Below are 21,806 nucleotides of genomic sequence, written 5' to 3'. Positions count from 1 at the left end.
ACAAACGGTCAAATATTCAGTCGTTTCTGCCATAGCAACGCCATACCAGCATCTGCCAATTTCAATGGCCGCAACCACTTCGGTCGGCCGTTCCGGCAGGAGTACCACATGGCGCTGACGTTGCCTGATCTTCCTCGACCAACCGCTGGCGAAGACACGCCCTATTGCGTTATCGCTAAGCATCGCGCCACTCCCGGCCAAGGCTCCGCGCTTGTCGCCCGTATGCTTAAAGATCTCCAAGCGACGAGATCGGAAGCCAGCTGTCTTCAATTCCACATCCATCGAGATCGGACCGACCCCGATCTCATCGTTATCTACGAGGTCTGGCGCAGTATCGATGCACTCAAGAGCCACTTCGGCGAAGCCTATGTCCAGAGCTTCGTCGTAGATGCTGGTGAGCTCGAACCGGGCGACATGGAGACGCAGTGGCTGGAGATGCTGAGTCCGTATGCCAGCGGCAGAGATCCAGGATGAACGGTGACGAGCAGTCTCTTTCGAATCAGCGTGTCGTGATCGTCGGCGGGACAAGCGGCATGGGCATGGGTGCGGCCCGCGCAGCCTGTCAAGCAGGCGCCGACGTCATTGCGCTCGGGCGGCGCCCTTCAGCGAGAATGGTTGCAGAGCAAAGGGTCCACGGTTCGATCACGTTCCAGTCGCTGGACATGACCGATGATACAGCGGTCGAGCAAATGTTCGAAACACTAGGGACGCTCGACCACCTTCTCATCACCGCGACCCCGCCGAGTCCGGGAGGTCCCTTCCTCTCCCAGACGATGGCCAACGCGCAGGCCGTTCTGCACGGCAAGCTCTTGGGCAGTTGGTCTTGCGCGCAGCACGCAGCGCCTAGGATGCCGAAAGGTGGTTCGATCACATTCACGACCGGTGGCTTGGTGACCAAGCCTCGCATGGGCGCATCGATGATGATGGTCGCCTTTGCTGGTCTGGAGGCGCTGACGCGAGCCCTTGCGCTCGAACTCGGTCCGATCCGCGTCAACACAATCCGACCAGGCGTCATAGACAGCGAAATGTGGGCCGGCATGCCGCAGGCGAAGCGCGCGGCGTTTTTCGCGCTGGTGCGTCAGCGCTTCCCGGCAGGACGCGTCGGAAAAATCGACGATATCGGCAAGGCCGCACTTTTCCTGATGGCCAATGACTTCGTGACCGGCGCCGTTATCGAAGTTTCCGGTGGTGAAACGCTGGTCAGCATCGAATGACGGAGAGGTATGAGATGAGTATCCACGAGTTCACCCGACAAAATTCGCAACGATTGCCCCAACTGAGCGCGTCATAGCAATTCCCGGGCGAGCGATGAGCTGGAGATAAAGTATGATCAAGACACTACACGTTGCCCTATTCGTCGTTGCGTTCGTCCTCCCCATTCCTTTCGGCGCATTGGCTCAAGGCAGCTCGGCTGCAGCCGAGCCCCCGACCCAGTCGGAGTTGCCGAATTGGCTTCGCCGTGGATTGCCGGGCCCGGGGCATGAGGTCCTGGCGCCAATGATCGGCACCTGGCGCGTCCAGATGAGCTTCTACGGCACACTCGGCCGTAGCCCCGATCAGCCGCCGCTCGTGACGGACGATCTCATTAGCCATCGTCAGTGGTTGGCGGGCGGCCGTTACATCGAAGACATAATGGAGGGAACGCTGGATGGAGCGCCGGTCTGGCGCAAAGGATGGCTCGGCTACAGCATCATGGACGGACGTTACGAGTGGGTCACGATCGATCCTGTCAACACAACCATGATGTATTTTAAAGGCGTCCCTAATTCGGGGGATCAAAGGCCGATCAGCATGTCCGGCACCTTTACCGACCAGGGCGTGGCGGGCGAAGAAACAGTCGGCAAGCAGGTCGGCATGCGCACTGTAATCAAAATCGAGAACAACGATCGCCACATCATTGAGCTCTATTTCACGCGTCCCGGACAGCAAGAAACACTGGCAACGCGCGCCGTCTATACGCGACTGAAGGCGTGAGCGATCGCTCAAGGGTGGCTCGGACGTTGTAAGTAGCTTGCGCGGGTTCCATCGCTCGGCCGGGATATGCCGGGAAGGTCGAGTTCAGTTCCGACGATCTCAAAGCGTCCAGTTCGGCGCCTGGAACTGCTTTGAAAGACGACCGGACGCTGAGCGCCCGGCAAGTCAGAGATCGGACTCTGAACGAAGCGCGTTCTCGGAGCTGAGATGAGGATCAGTCCAGCGAACATTGCCCCGAGCAGGCACACCTCTCCGACTTCTGCGCCGATCGCGGTGGAGAGACCGGCCATCGCTAGCTCCTCTATCAACTCGCTCAGCCGGACGACAGGGTCGGCAGTCGAAGCAGGCTGGTTCTATCGACGGCGGCCGCCTTGCCACGGCCTGCCAATGCGGGATCGATTCCGGCATCGCGTAGCTGGCGGTCGCTAAGTTGAGCCAGCTCACGCCGTTGCGCTGCGGCCCTAAGGGATCGGGCGATGACCAGGTGCATAACACGGAGAACACACTGGACTGGAGGCGTCATGATAGCCTCTTTTCACAGAGCCCCGGCCGTATACGGGCAGGGCGGCGGGCTGTGGTCAGCCCGTCTACTGAGGAGAGAGGGTCGCGCTGCGATTTCAGAAGGAGGAAATTCGGTTACATCTGAAACTCGGTTGGCTGGAAGGGGTCGTCTCGGCCGTGACGGCAAGCGCTTAGCTGACATCTGGGATCGAGATCGGATCATTCGCCTCATGGCAACCTTTCGGCGCAAAGTCGCGCGAACGACCCCGTTCCAACCCTCATGAGACGTTTCCATCGCGGGCAGGAACGACCGCTCAGGGTCGTCTCCCGCCATCAGGTGCAGGATTGTCACCACCAGAACGGCAAGCGCTCCGCAAGTTCTTTCAAATGGCTCTGGAACCCGCGCTGGCTCATGTCGCCAGCAGCGACTTCAGCTTGATCGTTTGCGAGCCTAGCGCTTCCGGCGCCGGCTTTGCCCTTTTCGCGATCAGCATCTCGGCCAGCCTTATGTCGCGGGCGACCGCGTTGCCGGGGCCGATGCCACTTGCCGCAACCAGCCTGCCGTCCTCGGCGAGATGGAACAGGATGAAGGCGCCGTCGCCGAGCTCGCGACGCACAATGCTGCGGCCTTCGTCCGACAGGCCGGCGATCTGCAAGGTCAGGCCGTACTGATCCGACCAGAACCATGGCACCGCCGCGTGGGCCTCGCCGGCGCCAAGCATGTTCCTGGCCGCAAGCGCGCCCTGCTCCTGCGCATTGCGCCAGGCTTCCAGCCGCACTCGCCGGCCGCCATAGATGGCGAGCGGAAACGAGCAGCAATCGCCGGCGGCAAAGATGTCGGGGTCGCTGGTGCGAAGCTCGGCGTCGACGGCGATACCATTGTCAATCGTCAGCCCTGCCTCCGCGGCAAGTCCGGTCACCGGCACGGCGCCGATGCCGATCACGGCAAGATCGGCGACAATGTCGTGTCCACCGGCAAGCACGATGCGCACTTCGGCGCCGTCATCGGCAATGGCGTCGATGCCCTCGCCGCACAGGATTTTTACGCCTTCGGCTTCATGCGCCTGATGGATAACCTGCGCGATCTCGGCCGGCACGCCGCGCATCAGAATGCGCGGCTGCGCCTCGATAACGGCAACAGTGGCGCCGAGCCTGCGTGCCGCCGTGGCGAGCTCGAGACCGATGAAGCCGCCGCCGATGATGGCGACGCGATTTCCGGCGCTGAGATGAGCGCGAATGGCCAGTGCGTCGTTGAAGGTCCGCAGATAGACGCAGCGCCCGCCAAGGCCCGGAATCGGCAGCTTGCGCGGCAGCGACCCTGTCGCCAGCAGGAGCTTGTCGTAGGCCAGGACCGAGCCGTCCGACAGGCGCACGACATGCGCCACGCGGTCGATCGCCATCGCCTGAACCGAATGGATATGCCTGATCGATCTTTCGGCCAGGACCGCCTCACTGGCGATCGCCTTGATCAGGGGCGCGTCGGCGACCATCGCGTCTTTCGACAGCGGTGGCCGCTCATAGGGCAGATGCGGCTCGTCGCCGACCAACGTCACCGGGCCATCATAGCCGAGCTCGCGCAGCGCAAGGGCGGCGCGCCCGCCGCATTCGCCGGCGCCAATGATGACCATTCCCTTCGTCATCATCAACCGATCCGGACAAGGACTTTGCCGGCGTCGACTTTGACCGGATAGGTCCTGAGATCGACGCAGACCGGCGCGCCCCTGGCAGCCCCAGTCTTGTAATTGAAGCGGCCATTATGCTTCGGGCATTCGATGATATCGTCCATCACCAGCCCGTCGGCCAGATGCACCTTCTCATGCGTGCAAAGCCCGTCGGTGGCGAAATACCCGTCCTCGGGGCTGCGGTAGATGGCGAAGGTGCGACCGCCATGGTCGAACCGCATCACATCCTCCTCGTCGATGTCCTCGGCGTCACAAGCCTCGACCCAGTCGCTCATTTGCGCCTTCCCCGATTCTTGGTGCCCCGGCGTAGGCTTGTCATTCAGCAGCCACCGCAACAGCAGCGTTATCGTTGTGGAAATCCTCGCGATAGGGCCTCGCCGTCGGCGGCAGTTCGCGCTTGATGAAATAATCCTCATTGCGCAGCTGGCGCAGGAAAGCCGGTATCATCTCGCGATAGCCGGCCAGGATGGACGGTGTCGGCGCCGGCAGATCGTGCTTGATCAGCTCATGCAGCCTGGGCAGCGCATGGTAGGGCACCATGGGGAACATGTGATGCTCGACGTGGTAGTTCATGTTCCAGTAGATGAAACGGCTTATCGGGTTCATGTAGACGGTGCGGCTGTTCAGCCGGTGATCGGTGACGTTTTCAGCCAGGCCGCCATGCTGCAGCAGGCCGACCATGACATGATGCCAGGCACCGTAAAGCCTGGGCAGCCCGACCAGCATCAGCGGCAGGAACGAGCCGGTAAGAAGCGCCAGCGCGACCGTCGCGGCATAGATCGCCGTCCAGATGCGAGCAATGCGGATTGCCTTCGGCTGCTCCTGGTCGGGAATGAAGGTTCTTTCGGCCGGACTGATGATGCCGGCCGCATTGCGCAGCATGTCGCTCATCGCATGCCAGGCATCGAGAATGCCGACGAAATTGAGCACGACGCGCAGCAGATCGGGCGGGCGCATGACCGAGATCTCCGGATCGCGGCCGACGATGATGGTATCGGTATGGTGGCGCGTGTGGCTCCAGCGCCACGTCACCGGGTTGCGCATGATCATGAAGCAGGCGATCTGATAGACCACGTCGTTCATCCACTGCGTCCTGAAGGCGGTGCCGTGGCCGCATTCGTGCCAGCGTGAATCGGTGGAGGAACCGTAGAGGACGCCATAGACGAAGAAGAACGGCACGCACCACCAGCTGCCCCAGAACAAGGCGGCGCCCGCGCCGCTGAGGATCATGGCGCCGAGCCAGATGATGGTATCGCGGATCGCCGGGCCGTCGGAGCGCTGCATCAGCTCCTTCATCTGCTTGCGCGGCACGTCGGTGTGATACCACTCGGCCGCCGCCAGCCCGCTCTCGACGGCAAGCTTCGCGTCGCGGCCGACCAGGCTGTAGTCGCGTTGGGACGCTGCTGCTGAGGTTGTGTTCCCGGTTTGGAGTCCAATATCCACCATGGCGGAGGCCTCGATCATATTCGGTCAGTGTTCAAAATAACGCCGAGCGCTGATAGACTCAATATCACAAAGATAGTTTCTATCATTTTCCATCAGAATGGTTTAAAAGAGTCGGATAGTTGGAGCGAGGCAGCGATGGCGAAACGGCCGACGATCACCGACCTGGCACGCATTTCGGGGGTCAGCGTTGCCACCGTCGACCGGGTGCTGAACAACCGCTTGCCGGTGCGCGAGGAAACCGCGCGCCGCGTCTATGACGCCGCGACCAGCATCGGCTATCACGCGGCCGGATTGATCAAGCAGCGGATGCGCCATGAATTGCCGGAGTATCGCCTCGGATTTCTGCTGTTGCGGCGGGAAGACGTCTTCTACAGCGAATTTGCCCGCGAACTTGAACTGGCAGTATCGCAGTCGCCGCGCTTTCGAGGCGTGGCGACCATCGACTTCGCCGATTCGCTGGCGCCGGATGAGATCGTCGAGCGGATGCGCAAGCTGGCAGCCAAATCCAGGGCCGTCGCCTTGGTCGGGCCTGATCACCCGACGCTGACGGTGGCCGTCGAGGCGCTCAAAGCCAACGGCGTACCGGTGTTCTCCCTGCTTTCCGACTTTGCGTCCGGCATTCGCGAGGGCTATGTCGGCCTCGACAATCGCAAGGTTGGCCGCACCGCTGCCTGGATGATCTCGAAGGCCGCGAAGAGACCTGGCAAGGTCGCCCTCTTCGTCGGCAGCCATCGCTTCCACGGCCACGAGCTTCGCGAGATCGGTTTTCGCTCCTTTTTTCGCGAGCAAGCGCCGGAATTCACTCTCCTTGAGACGTTGGTCAATCTGGAAGCGAACCAGATCACGCATGATGCAATGATCGAGCTTCTGGCCCGCCACCCCGATCTTGCCGGCTGCTATGTCGCCGGTGGCGGCATGGAAGGCGCGATCTCGGCGCTGAGGGAGGCAAAGCCGGCAGAGATGCCAGCGGTCGTCTGCAACGAGATCACGCCTGACTCCCGCGCGGCGCTGGCGGATAATTTCCTGACGATGGTGATCTCGACGCCTCTGGCAGCGCTTTGCCGCGAGCTTGTCGGGCTGATGGCGCATGCCATCGAGACCGGCGCCGCGAATGCGCCGGGTCAGACCTTTCTGCCCTTCGACATTTATCTGCCGGAAAACATCTGACGTCGCGGTCATTGGCGGCAGACATGATGTAATCTATCAGAACGCTTTCAGGCCTGGCTTGCCTGAGCGTTCGTCTAAAAGAGCTCGAAATGCCGAAAATCCATTCCTCATGGCGAAATCTCGCTTGACGCCCACGCGAAATGGAATAAATATTTCACCAACTGAGCATTTTGGTTCTTTCGTTCCGGAAGATCTGTTTCAGGCAAATGCCTTCCGGAACTAAAATGGCAATCGGGAGAGAATTCCCTGCGAGATCGGGGATTCCGGGTAGATCGGTGCAGCCGGACACCAATGTGGAGGAGAAATAAAATGAAAAAACTGCTTTTGGGCGTCGCGTTCGCGGCGCTAATGAGTTCGTCCGCCTTTGCTGCCAAGATCGGCGTGTCGATGGCGTTGTTCGACGACAATTTTCTCACCGTGCTGCGCAACGGCATGATCGAGCAGGCCAAGGGCATGGACGGCGTCGAGCTGCAGGTGGAAGACGCGCAGAACGACGTCGCCAAGCAGCTCGACCAGATCAAGAACTTCGCCGCCTCGGGCGTCGACGCAATCATCGTCAACCCGGTCGACACCTCGGCCACCCAAGCGATGTCGGACGCAGCCGCCGCTGCCAAAATTCCGCTGGTCTATGTCAATCGCGAGCCGGTCAACGTCGACACGCTGCCGGAAAACCAGGCTTTCGTCGCCTCGAACGAAGCCGATTCTGGCACGCTCGAGACCAAGGAGGTCTGCCGCCTGTTCAAGGAAGCCGGCAAGAAAGAGGCCAATGTCTATGTGATCATGGGCGAGCTGTCGAACCAGGCCGCGGTGCAGCGCACCAAGGACATCGATGATGTGATTGCCACGCCGGATTGCAGCTTCATCAAGATCATCGACAAGCAGACGTCGAACTGGAAGCGCGAAGAAGCGCAGAACCTGATGACCAACTGGCTGTCGACCGGCAAGCCGTTCGACGGCGTCATCGCCAACAATGACGAGAGCGCCATCGGCGCTATCCAGGCGATGAAGGCCGCCAATATCGACATGAAGTCGGTTGTCGTCGGCGGCGTCGACGCTACCCAGGACGCGCTAGCGGCGATGCAGGCGGGCGACCTCGATGCGACGGTGTTCCAGGACGCAGCCGGCCAGGGCGCTGGCGCGCTTGATGCTGCGCTCAAGCTAGCGAAGGGCGAGAAGGTCGAGCACAAGGTCTACATCCCGTTCCAGCTGGTCACGCCGGCAAATATCGACAAGTTCCTGAAGAAGAACTGAGGCGGACCTGTCCGATACGGAGCGGCGCGCCAAAGTAAGACAGCGCCGCTCCGCTTTTTCCCCCTCGGCCTGAACAGCGCCGGGTGGAGACCGTGGCTGACGGAGGAAGCACGATTGGCACAGACATCTCACGGCGTCGGCGGGCTCAGCTATGATGCGAAGCGGCGCGCATGGCCGGCCGAATTCAACGTCTTCCTGGCGCTCGTCATCCTGGTCGGCGCTTTCGAGCTGATCGGCCGGGTTTTCCTGGGCGACAGCTTCCTGTTCAATACCCGCGACAATATCGATGCGATCTTCAACGAAGCGCGCCTGCAGATCATCATCCTGCAGGTGTCGATCGTCGGTATCATTGCCATCGGCGTGACGCAGGTGATCATTACCGGCGGCATCGACCTGTCCTCGGGTTCGATCGTCGGCGCCACGGCGATGATAGCCATGAGCTTCGCCCAAGTGGCGACGGTCAACGGCAACCCGAACCCCAAGGCGATGTTCATTGCCCAGGGCTGGACCGACCTGCCGGTGATCGTGCCGGTGCTCGTCGCAATCGGCTGCGGCCTGCTGGCCGGCCTGGTCAACGGTGCCTTGATCGCCTACACGCGCATCCCGCCGTTCATCGCCACGCTTGGCATGATGGTCACCGCGCGCGGCATCGCCAAATGGTGGTCGAAGGGGCAGCCGATCTCGTTTCCGACCGAGAGTTTCGCCGCCATCGGCAAGGGGCTGATGCCGGTCATCATTTTCATTTCGCTGGCGGTGCTGTTCCAGCTGATCCTGAGCTACACCAAATATGGCAAGCACTGTTATGCAATCGGCTCCAATGAGGATGCCGCGCGCATGTCCGGCATCAACATCGCCAACCACAAGATCCTCGTCTACGTCATTGCCGGCATCCTTGCCGCGCTCGCCGCCGTGGTGTTGAGCTCGAAGAATCTCACTGCCCAGGCCGGCATGGGTGTGATGTACGAGCTCGATGCGATCGCCATGGCGGTTATCGGTGGCGTGTCGCTGTCGGGCGGCCGCGGCTCGATTATCGGGACGGTGATCGGCTCGCTGATCTTCGGCGTCATCATCTCCGGCTTCACCTTTTTGCGCCTCGACGCCTATTATCAGGAGATGGTCAAGGGCGTGATCATCGTCGGCGCAGTCGTTCTCGACCAGTGGCGCCAACGCCTGCGGGCAATGAGGGCTTGATCATGTCGGACATCGTCCTGAAAACCGAAAACCTGACCAAGTATTATGGCGGCGTCCATGCGCTGGAGGGTGCCAACTTCGAGCTGCGCAAGGGCGAGCATGTCGCCATCATGGGCGACAACGGTGCCGGCAAATCGACCTTCGTGCGCCAGATCACCGGCGTCGAGCAGCGAACCAGCGGCAGGATGTCGTTCGACGGCAAGGAAGTGAATTTCGCCGGGCCGATCGAAGCCCGCGAGGCGGGCATCGAGACGGTGTTCCAGAACCTAGCGCTCGCCGACGACCTCGACGTGCCGTCGAACCTGTTCCTCGGCCGTGAAAGAGTGCTGTTCAATCTTGGGCCCTTCTCGATCCTCGACCGCAAGTTCATGCGCAAGGCGACCGAAGCAGCCCTGGTCCGCACAGCGGTCAAGATCCCCAACCTTTCCAACACCATCCGCCACATGTCGGGCGGCCAGCGCCAGTGCGTGGCGATTGCCAGAACCGCGACCTTTGCTTCCAAGCTCATCATCATGGATGAGCCGACGGCGGCGCTCGGCGTGCAGGAGACGATGCAGGTCGAAAACATCATCCGCACGCTGAAGGAAAATGGCGAGCCGCTGATCCTGATCTCTCACAACATGCGTCAGGTGTTCGATCTGGTCGACCGCATCGTCGTTTTCCGGCGCGGCCGCATCGTCGCCAATTTGCGCAAGCAAGATACCGATGGCAACGATATCGTCTCGTACATCACCGGCGCCAAGACCGGGCAGGCGGAACTTGCGGCGTAAGGCCAACGTCGTGTTACGGGGGCTGACACGCCTTCTCTTTCCAACCATTCTCAAAGGAAATTCTTCATGCTTCGCTTTGCTCTTCTCGGTGCCGGCCGTATCGGCAAGGTCCACGCCCGTGCGGTGGGCTCCAACCCGCAGGCCAGGCTGGTTGCGGTTGCCGACGCCTTCGAGAAGGCGGCGACCGATTTGGCCTCTGCCTATGGCGCCGAAGTGCGCAGCATCGATGCCATCGAAACTGCCAGCGATATCGATGCGGTCGTCATCTGCACGCCGACCGACACCCATGCCGATCTGATCGAACGCTTCGCCAGGGCGGGCAAGGCGATCTTCTGCGAGAAGCCGATCGATCTCGACGCCGGCAGGGTGGAACAATGCCTGGCCGTCGTCGACAAGGCCGGCGCCACCCTGATGGTCGGCTTCAACCGCCGCTTCGATCCGCATTTTGCCGCCGTGCGCAAGGCGATCGACGACGGTGCGATTGGCACAGTCGAAATGGTGACCATCACCTCGCGCGATCCCGGTCCACCGCCGCTCGACTATATCGGCCGCTCGGGCGGCATCTTCCGCGACATGACCATCCATGATTTCGACATGGCGCGCTTCCTGCTCGGCGAGGAGCCGGTGGCGGTCAGCGCGCACGCTTCGGTGCTGGTCGACAAAAAGATCGGCGAGGCCGGCGACTTCGACAGCGTCAGCGTCATCCTCGAAACTGCCTCCGGCAAGCAATGCGTCATCTCCAACTCGCGCCGAGCCACCTATGGCTACGACCAACGCATCGAGGTGCATGGCTCGAAAGGCATGATTGCGGCCGAGAACCAGCGGCCGGTGTCGATCGAACTCGCCAATGAGAAAGGCTATACGCGGCCGCCGCTGCACGATTTCTTCATGACTCGTTATCTCGACGCTTATGCCAACGAGATCGCTGCCTTCATCGCGGCAGCGACGTCAGGCAAGAAGGCGGCGCCGAGCGGCAAGGACGGGCTGGTGGCGCTCAGGCTGGCAGATGCGGCGCTGAAATCGGCCAAGGAAGGCAAGACCGTCCGCCTCGACAAAACAATCTGACTATCAAGCACAGGAGCAAGGCGATGAACGGTTCAGCCGGTCGCAATTCCGAAACACGCGCCATCGTCACCGGCGGCGCACAAGGCATCGGCTTTGCCGTCGCCGAAGCGCTGGCCGATGAGGGCTGCCGGGCGCTAGCGCTGATCGGCCGCTCGAAGGAGAAGGGCGACAAGGCTGTCGCCATCCTCAAGGGGGCAGGCGTCGATGCCATCTTCATCAGCGCCGATGTCGCCAAAGTCGCCGACTGCAAGCGTGCGGTCGAAACGGCGATTGGCCATTGCGGCACCGTCAACGCGCTGGTCAACGCCGCCGCCACCTCGGCTCGCGGCTCACTGGTCGAGACCTCTGAGGATCTATTCGACCAGATATTCCAGACCAATGTGCGCGGCCCGTTTTTTCTGATGCAGGGCGTGGTGGCGCATCTGCTGGCGCGCCAGGCACCGGGCTCGATCGTCAACGTACTGTCGATGTCGGCGCATTGCGGCCAGTCGTTCCTGGCGCCCTATTCATCGAGCAAGGGAGCGCTGGCGACGCTGACCAAGAATGTCGCCAATGCCCATCGCGGCAATCGCATCCGCTGCAACGCGGTGCTGCCCGGCTGGATGGACACCGAGGGCGAGGCAATCGTGCAGAAGAAATGGCATGACGCGCCGGACGACTGGCTTGAAAAAGCCGAGGCCGCGCAGCCGATGGGCCAATTGGTGAAGCCGGCGCAACTTGCCCGATTGATCAGCTATATGATCAGCCCGCAGTCCGGCGTCATGACCGGGTCGCTGGTCGACTACGACCAGAGCATCGCGGGGGCGTCACCGGAATAGGATCAGCCGTGTAGCCTTGCGTCAGAAGCAGTTTGCCATGAGTGGCCGAGATGCCCAAAATATCAAAGCCGGCATAATCGGTTCCGATCGACCTCACTCAGGCACACGGGCTCTGAAACCCTCTCCTTCCCTGTTGCCGCCGTATCGCCATTCCCATATAGTCAAGATAGTCAAGATAGTCAGAATGGTCATGGGAGGTCGAAATGCCGTCTGCGCCCAGAGAGGATACTAACTGGACGGTCGCTGGGGCAAAGGCCCGGCTCTCGGAGGTTATCGAGCGCGCGCAATCTTCGCCGCAGACGATCACCAGAAACGGTAAGCCAAGCGTGGTTGTCGTCTCGGCCGAGGAATGGCAGCGGAAGACCGCGCGCAAGGGTACGCTTGCGGAGTTCCTGCTGGAGTCGCCGCTGCGCGGCGCCGATCTCAACCTTGAGCGCCAGCGCGACGAACCGCGTGATCTGCCGCTGTGAGGCTTCTGCTCGATACGAATGTCCTGTCCGAGGTGACAAGGCCGGCGCCGGATGTGCGCGTTCTGGACTGGCTGGGCGGGCTTGATGAGGACCGCTCATTCATTAGCGTCGTGTCGATCGCGGAGATCCGGCGCGGCGTCGCCCTCATGGACGAGGGCCGGAAACGCGAGGCACTGGCCGAATGGCTCGCACGGGACCTGCCGCAGCGCTTCGAGCAGAGAGTTCTTCCGGTGGACGAACCGGTTGCCTTGGCGTGGGGCGACCTGATGGGCCTTGCGAAGCGCCGCGGTCGCGGTCTGTCGTCGATGGACGGCCTGATTGCAGCCACGGCGATTGCGCAGGAACTCACCTTGGCAACGCGTAACACGAAGCATTTCGAAGACTTCGGAATTGAACTCGTCGATCCCTGGACTGCATGAACCCGCTCGGCGCTGCATGCTGGGCCACTACGTCAGTAGCATCATCAGACACGTGACAATCGCCTCGGCTTCGACTATATGAGCCTCATGATCAACCTGACCGCCACCTATTGGTACTTTAGCAGCTCGCTGGCGGCGGGAGGATTGCGCTCGATCTGAAGATTGTAGCAGCAAGATCCGAACAGCCGCCAGACCTGGCGGCTTTTTTGTTTCAGCCGGCAGGTCTCCCAATCAGGAGCAGAAAGCCGTGTTGACCACCACAGACGATCTTCGGGTCAAGGAAATAAGGGAATTGAGTACGCCGGACGAGGTGATGCGGGAGATACCGCGCACACTGACGGCGACGCGGACCGTTGCCGCGTCACGCAATGCTATCCATGCCGTGCTGACCGGCACCGACGACCGGCTGGTGGTCGTCGTCGGCCCCTGTTCGATCCACGACCCGGCCGCTGCCGTAGACTATGCCAGCCGCTTGGCATCGCTGCGAGAGAGCCTGTCGGACCGGCTGGAGATCGTGATGCGGGTGTATTTCGAGAAGCCGCGCACGACGGTCGGCTGGAAGGGCCTGATCAACGATCCCGACCTGGACGGCAGCTTCAACATCGACAAGGGGCTGCGGATGGCCCGCAACGTGCTCGCCGCCGTCAACAATCTCGGCCTGCCGGCGGCGACCGAATTCCTCGACATGGCCACCCCGCAATATATCGCCGACCTCGTCGCCTGGGGCGCGATCGGCGCGCGCACGACCGAGAGCCAGATCCATCGCGAACTGGCATCGGGCCTGTCCTGCCCGGTCGGCTTCAAGAACGGCACTGACGGCAATCTGCGGATCGCCGCCGAGGCGGTGAAATCGGCCGCCCAACCGCATCATTTCATGGCGGTGACGAAGGGCGGACGCAGCGCCATCGCGACGACCACCGGCAACGAGGACTGCCACGTCATCCTGCGCGGCGGCATTCAGCCCAATTATGACGCAACAAGCGTCGCGGCTGCCTGCGCGGAACTCGGCCGGATCGGCGTGGCGCCGCGGCTGATGATCGATGTCAGCCACGCCAACAGCAGCAAGAAGCCGGAAAACCAGCCAGGGGTGGCGGCTGACGTGGCTGGCCAGGTCGCGGCAGGCGACGAGCGCATCATCGGCGTCATGATCGAGAGCAACCTCGTCGCCGGCCGGCAGGACGTCGTGCCGGGCAAGCCGCTCGTCTATGGCCAGAGCATCACCGATGGCTGCATCGACTGGGCAGCCACCGAGACGGTGCTTCACGGCCTTGCCGACGCCGTCGAGCGGCGCCGGTCGGTGCGCCGAAGCATGATATCAAGCCGTTCAGGCGCCGCCTGAGCACTTCTCCTTCTCCCCTTGTGGGAGAAGGTGGATCGGCACGCAGCGCCGAGCCGGATGAGGGTGCTGGAAGAAACTCGGCGTAAAATATTGAGGGATTTTAAGCGCTTATTTCTTCGCTGTAGCGATCCGTCCAACACCCCTCATCCGACCGAGCTTCGCTCGGCCACCTTCACCCTCAAGGGGAGAAGGGGAAGCCAGCGCCGGGCTTACTACCGCACAGCGATCCAGCGCTGTTCCGCGAACGAGCGCGCCATCGCATGCACGGTGCGCTCGATCTCCAAGCCTTCGTCGAAGTCGATGATCCGCGCCGGCTTGCCGGCAAGCCGCGTCAACAGTTCCCGGCATTCGATGATCTTGAGGTCATTAAAGCCAAGGCCGTGGCCGGGCGCCGGCAGGAAGGCGTCGTAAGGCCTGTGGTGCGGGGCAACCAGGACTGTCCGATAGCCTTGCTCCGTCGGTCGGTCGGCTGTCAGATAGAGCTGGAACTCGTTCATCCGCTCCTGGTCGTACAGGATCGAGCCCTTCGAACCAAAAATCTGGATGGCGATCCGGCCCTTGCGGCCCCAGGCCGAACGGTTGACCAGCAACGTGCCGGCAATGCCGTTTTCGAGATGCATCAGGATGCTGGCGATGTCATAGGTCTCGACGGCGCGGCGCCCGCCCGAGGCGACGCGGCGTTCGGCATAGGGCCTGGCCATGTCGCACATGACTCGGGCGACGCGGCCGAACAGTACCGCTATGAGCGACAGCGGATGCACGGCGAAATCGTCGAGCGCGCCGTAACCGGACGCCGCCTCGTGCTTCCAGAAGAACAGCGCCTCCGGATCGGCCATGAAGTCCTCGTCCATCTCGATACGCAGATGGTTGACCTCGCCGATGATCTTCTCGTCGAGCAGCGCGCCGATATGGCGGATCGCCGGGTTCTGAATATAGTTATAGCCCAGCGCGGCAACCTTGCCGGATTTCCGCGCGGCCGCAGCCATCGCTTGCGCCTCCGCAAAACTTGGCGCCATCGGTTTTTCACACCACAGATGCTTGCCGGCTTCGAGGATGGCGATGGCCATTTCCGGGTGGAACTGGTTCGGCGTAGTCAACGAGATGACATCGACGTCGGGATCGTCGACGACTGCGCGCCAGTCGCCGGAGGCCTTGGCGAAGCCGAATTCGCTGGCACGGCGTTTGGCAAGGTCCTCGTTGACCTCGCCCAGATGGACCAGCCTTGGCTTGTCGACATCGGGAAAGACGGTGCCGACCGCGTTCCAGGCAATGGCGTGGCACTTGCCCATGAAGCCCGTGCCGATAAGACCTACCCCGACCATCCGCTTGCCTCCCTGTGTGCAAATTTTGTGTGGATGAATTAGTCCATTTTGTTTGCAAATGGAACGCTTGTCTCATTTTTTATGGTGTTCTTGCACAGGCCCGCTATGATGGGGCACAGAGGGAACCGACGATGAGCCTGGGCGGAGCGACGATGGACGAACGGGTGCCGCGCGATTTCGAAACGCTGCGGGCGACGATCCTGGAGCGGCGTCAGAGCCTGCCGAAACGTATCGCCCAGATCGCCGCCTATGCGCTCGACAACCCCGACGATATCGCCTTCGGCACCGCTGCCAGCATCGCCGCCTCCGCCGGTGTTCAGCCTTCGACCCTGATCCGCTTTGCCCAGCAGCTTGGCTTTGACGGTTTCACCAGCCTGCAGCTGGTGTTTCGCGAGCGCCTGCGCGAGCGCAACTCGTCCTACGATGAAAGGCTGGCGGCATTGCGCGCCAAGGCCGAGGAAGGCGCCGGCCACCGGGCGATTTTCGACGGTTTCGTCGCCGCAGCCAGCACCTCGCTCAACGACATTTCGCGCACGCTGAATGAAGACCATTTCGAAGACGCAATCGCCGTTCTGGCCAAGGCGGAAACCATTTATGTGCTGGCCAAGCGGCGCTCCTACCCGGTCGCCTCCTATATCGCCTATGCGTTGGGCAAGCTCAAGATCCGCAACCAGCTGATCGAATCGGCCGCCGGCCTGAACGCGGAGATGATCGGCTTTGCCTCTCCAAGGGATGCCGTCATCGCCATCAGCTTTTCGCCCTATGCCCCTGCCACCATCGAGGAGGCGCGCGTCATTTCGGAGCAAGGCGTGCCGATCGTGGCGATCACCGACAGCTCTTTTTCGCCGCTCGCCCAATTCGCCAGGGTCTGGTTCGAGGTCGCCGAGGCCGATTTCGCCGGCTTCCGCTCGCTGTCGGCGACGATGGCTTTGGCCATGGCGCTGACCGTTGCCGTCGGCGAGAAGCGGCGCGATAGCGGCCGCAAGCGCAAGGCCTAGATCACCTCTATTGCCGTTTCGCCTTCTGCCAAAAGCCGCGCTGCGTCGCGGGCAGGCGGCGACCCGAACTGGCGGGCATACTCCCGGCTGAACTGGGAAGCACTCTCATAGCCGACAGCGAAGGCGACACGCGCCACGTTGCCCGGCTGAGCAATCAGCAGATGGCGGGCTTCCAGCAAGCGGATTTGCTTTTGATACTGGATTGGGCTCATGGCCGTCGCCGCCTTGAAGTGACGATAAAACGCAGCACTGCTCATATGGGCGATCTCGGCCAGATCGCCGACCCGGACCGGCTGATGGGGGTGCGAACGGATCCAGGCGATCGCCCTGCCGATCCGGGACAGATGGCCATCGGCGCGCGCAAGTTCACGAAGCTTTCCGCCCTGGGGGCCTTGCAGGAGCCGAAACAGCATCTCCCGCTCGAGCATGGTCGCGAGCACGGGAATCTCCGCTGGCCGGTCAAGCAACCGCATCATTCGACGCAACGCGTCGAGCAGATCGTCATCAACGGGAGTGGTGGAGAAGAAACTGTCGCCACCGAGGGCTGGCGCGTGCTCGACGAGGAGCGCGGCGACGGCTTGCAGGTCAAGGGTCAAGCCAATGGCCAGATAAGGACGCGCCGCGCTCGCTTCGACTATCTGGCTGATAGTGGGCGTCTCGACAGTGTAGATGAAATAGCTGGCCGGGTTGTAACGAAGAGCCCGGGAGCCGATCAGGACCGTCTTTGCGCCCTGCAATACGAATAAGATCCCCGACCCCCACACACCCGGCAATGGTGCCGTGGCGACTTCGCTGCGGCCGATCGAAACGCGGGGAACCGCCGTTCTTGTTCGTCGCCCGCGCGCATGGCGGCCGGCGATCTCGATCAACTCCTGCAGCGCCTCGTTCATTGCGCCAGCATCGCGCATTCACGCTGGCCGCGCAACAGCGTGAGAGGATTAGGCAAGAGCCTGAGAATTTCCGGCGCGCGGCGCCCGCTGCCTCGCGCCATTTGTGGGTCTTCCACAAGAAAAATGGAGACACCGAAATGACGACTTCGAAGACCGCGCTGGTGACCGGCGCCAACAAGGGTATAGGCCGCGAAATCGCCCGGCGACTGGCGACCATGGGCTTCAAGGTCTGGCTCGGCGCCAGGAGCGCCGAACGCGGCATGGCGGCGGCGCAGGCATTGTGCGCGGAAGGCCTCGACGCAGAGTGGCTTGAGCTGGACGTCACGAGGGATGACAGTGTGAAGGCGGCAGCCAAGGCGCTCGGGCAGGCCAGCCCCTGCCTCGACGTGCTGGTGAACAACGCCGGCGTCGCCATCAATTACGACCTGCCGCCGAGCCAGCAGCGGATCGCCGACATCCAGGCCACCTACGACGTCAATGTCTTCGGCCCGATCCGCGTGACACAGGCATTCCTGCCGCTGCTGCTGGCAGCACCTGCTGCCCGTATCGTGATGGTGAGCAGCTCCACCGGGTCCATCGGCCGGGCGCTCGATCCCGCCACCGCGAATCACGCCGTCAATATGATGGGCTACGGCAGCTCCAAGACAGCCTTGAACGCCATCACCGTGGGCTTCGCCAGGGAGCTCGCGCTCCAGGGCATCAAGGTCAACGCCGCGGCGCCCGGCTATACCGCCACCGATCTCAACGGGTATAAAGGTCAGCGCACGGTGCAGCAGGCAGCCGAGATCGTCATTCACCTGGCGACCCTGGACGCCAATGGCCCGACCGCCGGGTACTTCAACGATGACGGCCCGCTTCCTTGGTAAATCAGCTGGTTTCAGCGGCAGACGCTTGACGTTCGTCTGACTTCAAAGTTTCTCACCGCGCCGGCCTTTGCAGAGCACTTTTCGGCCTTGGGAATGCTCGTTCCATATTGACTATGGATTGGAATTATTATTTCATATTACCGGCGCCACGCTGCCGCTCGCGCGTGTTACCCAAGACAACAAAGCCGATGGGAGGTTCGAATGGGCGAAGCCGTGGAAGCGAGACATGCGCCGCTCGACATCATCACGATCGGCCGCGCTTCCGTCGATCTCTATGGCCAGCAGATCGGCTCGCGCCTCGAGGACATTACTTCGCTTGCCAAGTCGGTCGGCGGCTGTCCAGCCAATATCGCGGTCGGCACTGCCAGGCTCGGCCTGCGCTCGGCGTTGCTCACCCGCGTCGGCAATGAGCAGATGGGCCGCTTCATCCGCGAGCAGCTGACCCGCGAGGGCGTTTCGGTCCAAGGCCTCAAGACCGATCCGGAGCGGCTGACCGCCCTGGTGCTGCTGTCGGTCGAGGATGAGGGCGTCTCGCCGATGATCTTCTATCGCAGCGATTGCGCCGACATGGCGCTTTCGGAAGACGATATCGATGAGGCCTTCATTGCTTCAGCACGCGCGGTCGTCGTCACCGGCACGCATTTTTCACGGCCCAACAGCGACGCCGCGCAACGCAAGGCGATCCGTGTCATGAAGGCCAAGGGCGGCAAGGTGGTGTTCGACATCGACTACCGCCCTAACCTGTGGGGCCTCGCCGGCCATGCCGAAGGCTTCGAGCGCTATGTGAAATCCGACCGCGTCTCGGCGCAGTTGAAGACGGTGCTGCCCGACTGCGATCTCATCGTCGGCACCGAAGAGGAGATCATGATCGCCTCCGGCGCAGACGATTGCCTGAGCGCGCTGAAAACCATCCGCTCGCTGTCGACGGCGACCATAGTGCTGAAGCGCGGTGCCATGGGCTGCATCGTCTATGACGGGCCGATCAGCGACGATCTCGAGGACGGTATCGTCGGCAAGGGGTTTCCGATCGAGGTCTACAATGTGCTCGGCGCCGGCGACGCTTTCATGTCGGGCTTCCTGCGCGGCTGGCTCGGCGAGGAAAGCCTGGCGACGGCCGCGACCTGGGCCAATGCCTGCGGCGCCTTTGCCGTATCGCGGCTGCTCTGCGCACCTGAATACCCGACTTTCGAGGAATTGCAGTTCTTCCTGAAAAACGGCAGCAAGCATCTGGCGCTGCGCAAGGACGAGGCGATCAACCACATCCATTGGGCGACCACGCGCCGGCGCGACATCCCCTCTCTGATGGCGTTCGCCTGCGACCACCGCGTCCAGCTGGAGGACGTCGCGGCAAAGGCCGGCGCCGATCCGTCGCGAATCCCGGCTTTCAAGGTGCTGACGGTCAAGGCTGCGGCAAAGGTCGCGGCTGGCCGCGGCGGCTATGGCATGCTGCTCGACGAAAAATACGGGCGCGAGGCGATGTTCGAATTCGCCCACCATTCCTTCGCCTGGCTCGGCCGGCCGGTCGAGTTGCCGGGTTCGCGGCCGCTTCGCTTCGAGTTCTCGCAAGACATAGGCTCGCAACTGACCGAATGGCCGGTCGACCACTGCATCAAATGCCTGTGCTTCTATCATCCCGACGATCCCGCGGCGCTGAAGAGCGAACAGCAGCAGAAACTGCGCGCTTTGTTCGAGGCCGCGCGGAAAGTGGGGAGAGAACTTCTGGTCGAGATCATAGCCGGCAAGCACGGCAAGCTCGACGACATGACCATCCCGCGGGCGCTTGAGGAACTCTACGCACTCGGCATCAAGCCCGACTGGTGGAAGCTCGAACCGCAGGCATCGACCGGCGCATGGGCAAAGATCGAGGCGGTGATCCTGAAGAACGATCCGTGGTGCCGCGGGATTGTACTGCTGGGTTTGGAAGCACCGCAGGACGAATTGGAAGCGGCCTTCGCCGCCACCGCCAAGGCGCCCATCGTCAAGGGTTTCGCTGTCGGCCGTACCATCTTCATCAACGCGGCCGAACAATGGCTTGCCGGCAAGATGTCGGACGATGAGGCGGTTGCCGACATGGCGTCGCGCTTCGAGAGGCTGACCGAGGCATGGCTTGCCGTGCGCGGCCGCAAAGCAGCATAAGAAGGCGCGGCATAAGGACTGCGGAGGAAAACGACATGACCAAGACAATCCGCCTGACGATGGCGCAGGCGCTGACCCGCTTTCTTGCCCAACAGATGGCCGAGATCGACGGCAAGAAAGTGCCGATCTTCGGCGGCGTCTGGGCAATCTTCGGCCACGGCAATGTCGCCGGCGTCGGCGAGGCGCTCTACCAGGTCCGCGACGAATTGCCGACGTTCCGTGCCCATAACGAGCAAGCGATGGCGCATGCGGCGATCGCCTATGCCAAGTCCAATTTCCGCCGCCGCTTCATGGCGGCGACCAGTTCGATCGGCCCTGGCGCGCTGAATATGGTGACGGCGGCAGCACTTGCGCATGTAAACAGGTTGCCTGTCCTGTTTCTGCCCGGCGACGTCTTCGCCAATCGCATTCCCGATCCCGTCCTGCAGCAAGCCGAGGATTTTTCCGACGGTACGGCGACGGTCAATGACTGCCTCAGGCCGGTGTCGCGCTATTTCGACCGCATCACCCGGCCGGAGCAGATCATGCCGGCGCTCAACCGCGCCATGCAGGTGCTGACCGATCCGGCTGAGTGTGGCCCGGTAACGCTGGCGCTGTGCCAGGACGTGCAGGCCGAGGCCTATGATTATCCCGAGAGTTTCTTTGCCGAGCGGCTCTGGACCCAGCGGCGAGCGCGCCCGGACCGCCAAGAGTTAGCAGCTGCAGTGGCGGCGCTGAAGAGCGCGAAGAAGCCATTGGTGATTGCCGGCGGTGGCGTGCTCTATTCGCAAGCGTCGGATGAATTGGCGAAGCTGGCGCAAGACGCTGGCATTCCGGTGTGCGAGACGCAAGGCGGCAAATCCTCGCTGCCCGACGATCATCCGCTGAACATGGCGGCGGTCGGCGTTACCGGCACTTCGGCTGCCAACAGGCTGGCCGAAGAGGCCGACGTCGTGCTTGCCGTCGGCACCAGGCTGCAGGATTTCACCACTGGCTCCTGGGCGTTGTTCAAGAATTCCGGCAAGACCATGATCGGGCTCAACGTCCAGCCTTTCGATGCCGGAAAGCACCAGGCGCTGCCGCTGGTCGCCGATGCGGCTGAAGGGCTCGCCGAACTCGGTGCGGCGCTGAAAGGCTGGAAAGCTCCTTCTGGCTGGACCGACAATGCGATCAGCGGCAAGAAGGACTGGCAGGCGGATGCCGGCAAGGTGACGGCGTCGACCAATGCCGCCTATCCGTCCGACGCGCAGGTGATCGGCGCCGTACAGCGCGCCATGGGCTCCGGCGTGGTACTGCTCCATGCCGCCGGCGGCTTGCCCGGCGAATTGCACAAGCTATGGCAGGCGGGCGCGCCCGGCTCCTATCATGCCGAATACGGCTTCTCGACCATGGGCTACGAAATCGCCGGGGGGGGTGGGGGCAAGAATGCCCAACCCGCCCCGGATGTTGTGGTGGTGATAAGCGCGCGCTAAGAACAGGTGATGCAATAAGAGGTGGGGACAGCCGGGTGTCTGGGCCGAAA

Annotated in this window: 21 protein-coding genes and 1 pseudogene; 16 read left to right on the top strand and 6 right to left on the bottom strand. The window is 62.3% G+C overall.

The features are described 5' to 3' along the window. Positions 1-108 precede the first annotated feature (108 nt). The 3 genes from NKI22_RS27295 (at position 109) to NKI22_RS27285 (ending at position 1,974) form a co-directional block, all read left to right on the top strand. Positions 109-474 (top strand): putative quinol monooxygenase, encoded by a 366-nt coding sequence (locus NKI22_RS27295; protein WP_023718254.1) that lies wholly within the window; start codon positions 109-111, stop codon positions 472-474. Further along, positions 471-1,214, top strand: coding sequence for an SDR family oxidoreductase (locus NKI22_RS27290; RefSeq protein WP_352816613.1), 744 nt, complete (start codon positions 471-473; stop codon positions 1,212-1,214). Before NKI22_RS27295 ends, NKI22_RS27290 begins: the two co-directional genes overlap by 4 nt. Before the next feature lie 112 nt (positions 1,215-1,326). Beyond that, on the top strand, positions 1,327-1,974 hold the full coding sequence (locus NKI22_RS27285) for a DUF1579 family protein (RefSeq protein ID WP_352495258.1): 648 nt from the start codon (positions 1,327-1,329) through the stop codon (positions 1,972-1,974). Between the two features lie 313 nt (positions 1,975-2,287). Here the strand turns inward: NKI22_RS27285 and NKI22_RS27280 are convergent, their stop codons facing one another. From NKI22_RS27280 to NKI22_RS27265, 4 genes are all read right to left on the bottom strand, one after another. Next, positions 2,288-2,464: a YjiS-like domain-containing protein gene (locus tag NKI22_RS27280; RefSeq protein ID WP_352536444.1), complete on the bottom strand. Its 177-nt coding sequence runs from the start codon at positions 2,462-2,464 to the stop codon at positions 2,288-2,290. 421 nt (positions 2,465-2,885) lie between these two features. Then, entirely contained in the window at positions 2,886-4,115 is a 1,230-nt protein-coding gene (locus NKI22_RS27275) for an NAD(P)/FAD-dependent oxidoreductase (RefSeq protein ID WP_023718251.1), read from the bottom strand. Between the two features lie 2 nt (positions 4,116-4,117). Then, positions 4,118-4,432 (bottom strand): MocE family 2Fe-2S type ferredoxin, encoded by a 315-nt coding sequence (locus tag NKI22_RS27270; protein ID WP_023718250.1) that lies wholly within the window; start codon positions 4,430-4,432, stop codon positions 4,118-4,120. A 40-nt stretch (positions 4,433-4,472) separates the two neighbouring features. After that, on the bottom strand, positions 4,473-5,603 hold the full coding sequence (locus tag NKI22_RS27265; protein WP_051409640.1) for a fatty acid desaturase family protein: 1,131 nt from the start codon (positions 5,601-5,603) through the stop codon (positions 4,473-4,475). Positions 5,604-5,738: 135 nt separating this feature from the next. Between NKI22_RS27265 and NKI22_RS27260 the strand changes: the two genes are divergently transcribed. From NKI22_RS27260 to NKI22_RS27220, 9 genes are all read left to right on the top strand, one after another. Then, positions 5,739-6,770, top strand: a complete 1,032-nt coding sequence (locus tag NKI22_RS27260; RefSeq protein ID WP_023718248.1) for a LacI family DNA-binding transcriptional regulator — start codon at positions 5,739-5,741, stop codon at positions 6,768-6,770. A gap of 309 nt (positions 6,771-7,079) precedes the next feature. Further along, positions 7,080-8,021, top strand: a complete 942-nt coding sequence (locus tag NKI22_RS27255; protein WP_023718247.1) for a sugar ABC transporter substrate-binding protein — start codon at positions 7,080-7,082, stop codon at positions 8,019-8,021. A gap of 114 nt (positions 8,022-8,135) precedes the next feature. Further along, positions 8,136-9,212, top strand: coding sequence for an ABC transporter permease (locus NKI22_RS27250; RefSeq protein WP_352495260.1), 1,077 nt, complete (start codon positions 8,136-8,138; stop codon positions 9,210-9,212). A 2-nt stretch (positions 9,213-9,214) separates the two neighbouring features. Beyond that, positions 9,215-9,982, top strand: a complete 768-nt coding sequence (locus NKI22_RS27245; protein ID WP_023718245.1) for an ATP-binding cassette domain-containing protein — start codon at positions 9,215-9,217, stop codon at positions 9,980-9,982. A gap of 66 nt (positions 9,983-10,048) precedes the next feature. Continuing rightward, the gene (iolG, locus tag NKI22_RS27240; RefSeq protein ID WP_023718244.1) at positions 10,049-11,047 is read left to right on the top strand and encodes an inositol 2-dehydrogenase; all 999 of its coding nucleotides are present in this window, start codon (positions 10,049-10,051) and stop codon (positions 11,045-11,047) included. A 23-nt stretch (positions 11,048-11,070) separates the two neighbouring features. Beyond that, entirely contained in the window at positions 11,071-11,865 is a 795-nt protein-coding gene (locus NKI22_RS27235; protein WP_023718243.1) for an SDR family oxidoreductase, read from the top strand. A gap of 203 nt (positions 11,866-12,068) precedes the next feature. Next, positions 12,069-12,335, top strand: coding sequence for a type II toxin-antitoxin system Phd/YefM family antitoxin (locus tag NKI22_RS27230; RefSeq protein WP_023718242.1), 267 nt, complete (start codon positions 12,069-12,071; stop codon positions 12,333-12,335). Then, entirely contained in the window at positions 12,332-12,754 is a 423-nt protein-coding gene (locus tag NKI22_RS27225) for a type II toxin-antitoxin system VapC family toxin (protein WP_352959203.1), read from the top strand. Before NKI22_RS27230 ends, NKI22_RS27225 begins: the two co-directional genes overlap by 4 nt. A gap of 247 nt (positions 12,755-13,001) precedes the next feature. Further along, a complete protein-coding gene (locus tag NKI22_RS27220; protein WP_023718240.1) occupies positions 13,002-14,093 on the top strand; it encodes a 3-deoxy-7-phosphoheptulonate synthase in 1,092 nt (363 codons plus the stop codon). Positions 14,094-14,305: 212 nt separating this feature from the next. Here NKI22_RS27220 and NKI22_RS27215 read toward each other — a convergent pair whose 3' ends face one another. Further along, on the bottom strand, positions 14,306-15,415 hold the full coding sequence (locus tag NKI22_RS27215; RefSeq protein WP_023718239.1) for a Gfo/Idh/MocA family protein: 1,110 nt from the start codon (positions 15,413-15,415) through the stop codon (positions 14,306-14,308). 152 nt (positions 15,416-15,567) lie between these two features. Between NKI22_RS27215 and NKI22_RS27210 the strand changes: the two genes are divergently transcribed. Continuing rightward, on the top strand, positions 15,568-16,413 hold the full coding sequence (locus tag NKI22_RS27210; RefSeq protein WP_352484502.1) for a MurR/RpiR family transcriptional regulator: 846 nt from the start codon (positions 15,568-15,570) through the stop codon (positions 16,411-16,413). Here the strand turns inward: NKI22_RS27210 and NKI22_RS27205 are convergent. Beyond that, positions 16,410-17,303 carry an AraC family transcriptional regulator gene (locus tag NKI22_RS27205; protein WP_352816616.1) on the bottom strand — a complete coding sequence of 298 codons (894 nt, stop codon included), beginning with the start codon at positions 17,301-17,303 and terminating at the stop codon, positions 16,410-16,412. The genes NKI22_RS27210 and NKI22_RS27205 overlap by 4 nt on opposite strands. A gap of 137 nt (positions 17,304-17,440) precedes the next feature. On the opposite strand from NKI22_RS27205, the gene NKI22_RS27200 reads away from it, so the two are divergent. From NKI22_RS27200 to iolD, 3 genes and pseudogenes are all read left to right on the top strand, one after another. Next, positions 17,441-18,169 carry an SDR family NAD(P)-dependent oxidoreductase gene (locus NKI22_RS27200; RefSeq protein ID WP_023718236.1) on the top strand — a complete coding sequence of 243 codons (729 nt, stop codon included), beginning with the start codon at positions 17,441-17,443 and terminating at the stop codon, positions 18,167-18,169. A 201-nt stretch (positions 18,170-18,370) separates the two neighbouring features. After that, positions 18,371-20,305, top strand: a complete 1,935-nt coding sequence (locus NKI22_RS27195; protein ID WP_352716528.1) for a bifunctional 5-dehydro-2-deoxygluconokinase/5-dehydro-2-deoxyphosphogluconate aldolase — start codon at positions 18,371-18,373, stop codon at positions 20,303-20,305. Between the two features lie 35 nt (positions 20,306-20,340). Next, positions 20,341-21,744, top strand: a pseudogene (iolD, locus tag NKI22_RS27190) (3D-(3,5/4)-trihydroxycyclohexane-1,2-dione acylhydrolase (decyclizing)); the annotation flags it as partial. Between the last annotated feature and the right edge of the window lie 62 nt (positions 21,745-21,806).

Origin of the sequence: Mesorhizobium sp. M0778 (genome assembly GCF_040320105.1) — a bacterium.
Classification (GTDB): domain Bacteria; phylum Pseudomonadota; class Alphaproteobacteria; order Rhizobiales; family Rhizobiaceae; genus Mesorhizobium.
Note: the sequence above shows the minus strand (reverse complement) of the source record. Positions and strands in the feature narration are given on the sequence as shown.

Excerpts from the sequence above, each read along its gene's own strand:
- NKI22_RS27285 (WP_352495258.1), top strand. The coding sequence starts at position 1,327 with ATGATCAAGACACTACACGTTGCCCTATTCGTCGTTGCGTTCGTCCTC.
- NKI22_RS27270 (WP_023718250.1), bottom strand. The coding sequence starts at position 4,432 with ATGAGCGACTGGGTCGAGGCTTGTGACGCCGAGGACATCGACGAGGAG.
- iolG (WP_023718244.1), top strand. The coding sequence starts at position 10,049 with ATGCTTCGCTTTGCTCTTCTCGGTGCCGGCCGTATCGGCAAGGTCCAC.
- NKI22_RS27280 (WP_352536444.1), bottom strand. The coding sequence starts at position 2,464 with ATGCACCTGGTCATCGCCCGATCCCTTAGGGCCGCAGCGCAACGGCGT.
- NKI22_RS27245 (WP_023718245.1), top strand. The coding sequence starts at position 9,215 with ATGTCGGACATCGTCCTGAAAACCGAAAACCTGACCAAGTATTATGGC.
- NKI22_RS27205 (WP_352816616.1), bottom strand. The coding sequence starts at position 17,303 with ATGAACGAGGCGCTGCAGGAGTTGATCGAGATCGCCGGCCGCCATGCG.
- NKI22_RS27210 (WP_352484502.1), top strand. The coding sequence starts at position 15,568 with ATGGACGAACGGGTGCCGCGCGATTTCGAAACGCTGCGGGCGACGATC.
- NKI22_RS27295 (WP_023718254.1), top strand. The coding sequence starts at position 109 with ATGGCGCTGACGTTGCCTGATCTTCCTCGACCAACCGCTGGCGAAGAC.
- NKI22_RS27260 (WP_023718248.1), top strand. The coding sequence starts at position 5,739 with ATGGCGAAACGGCCGACGATCACCGACCTGGCACGCATTTCGGGGGTC.
- NKI22_RS27290 (WP_352816613.1), top strand. The coding sequence starts at position 471 with ATGAACGGTGACGAGCAGTCTCTTTCGAATCAGCGTGTCGTGATCGTC.
- NKI22_RS27265 (WP_051409640.1), bottom strand. The coding sequence starts at position 5,603 with ATGGTGGATATTGGACTCCAAACCGGGAACACAACCTCAGCAGCAGCG.
- NKI22_RS27200 (WP_023718236.1), top strand. The coding sequence starts at position 17,441 with ATGACGACTTCGAAGACCGCGCTGGTGACCGGCGCCAACAAGGGTATA.
- NKI22_RS27195 (WP_352716528.1), top strand. The coding sequence starts at position 18,371 with ATGGGCGAAGCCGTGGAAGCGAGACATGCGCCGCTCGACATCATCACG.
- NKI22_RS27230 (WP_023718242.1), top strand. The coding sequence starts at position 12,069 with ATGCCGTCTGCGCCCAGAGAGGATACTAACTGGACGGTCGCTGGGGCA.
- NKI22_RS27235 (WP_023718243.1), top strand. The coding sequence starts at position 11,071 with ATGAACGGTTCAGCCGGTCGCAATTCCGAAACACGCGCCATCGTCACC.
- NKI22_RS27215 (WP_023718239.1), bottom strand. The coding sequence starts at position 15,415 with ATGGTCGGGGTAGGTCTTATCGGCACGGGCTTCATGGGCAAGTGCCAC.
- NKI22_RS27275 (WP_023718251.1), bottom strand. The coding sequence starts at position 4,115 with ATGACGAAGGGAATGGTCATCATTGGCGCCGGCGAATGCGGCGGGCGC.
- NKI22_RS27255 (WP_023718247.1), top strand. The coding sequence starts at position 7,080 with ATGAAAAAACTGCTTTTGGGCGTCGCGTTCGCGGCGCTAATGAGTTCG.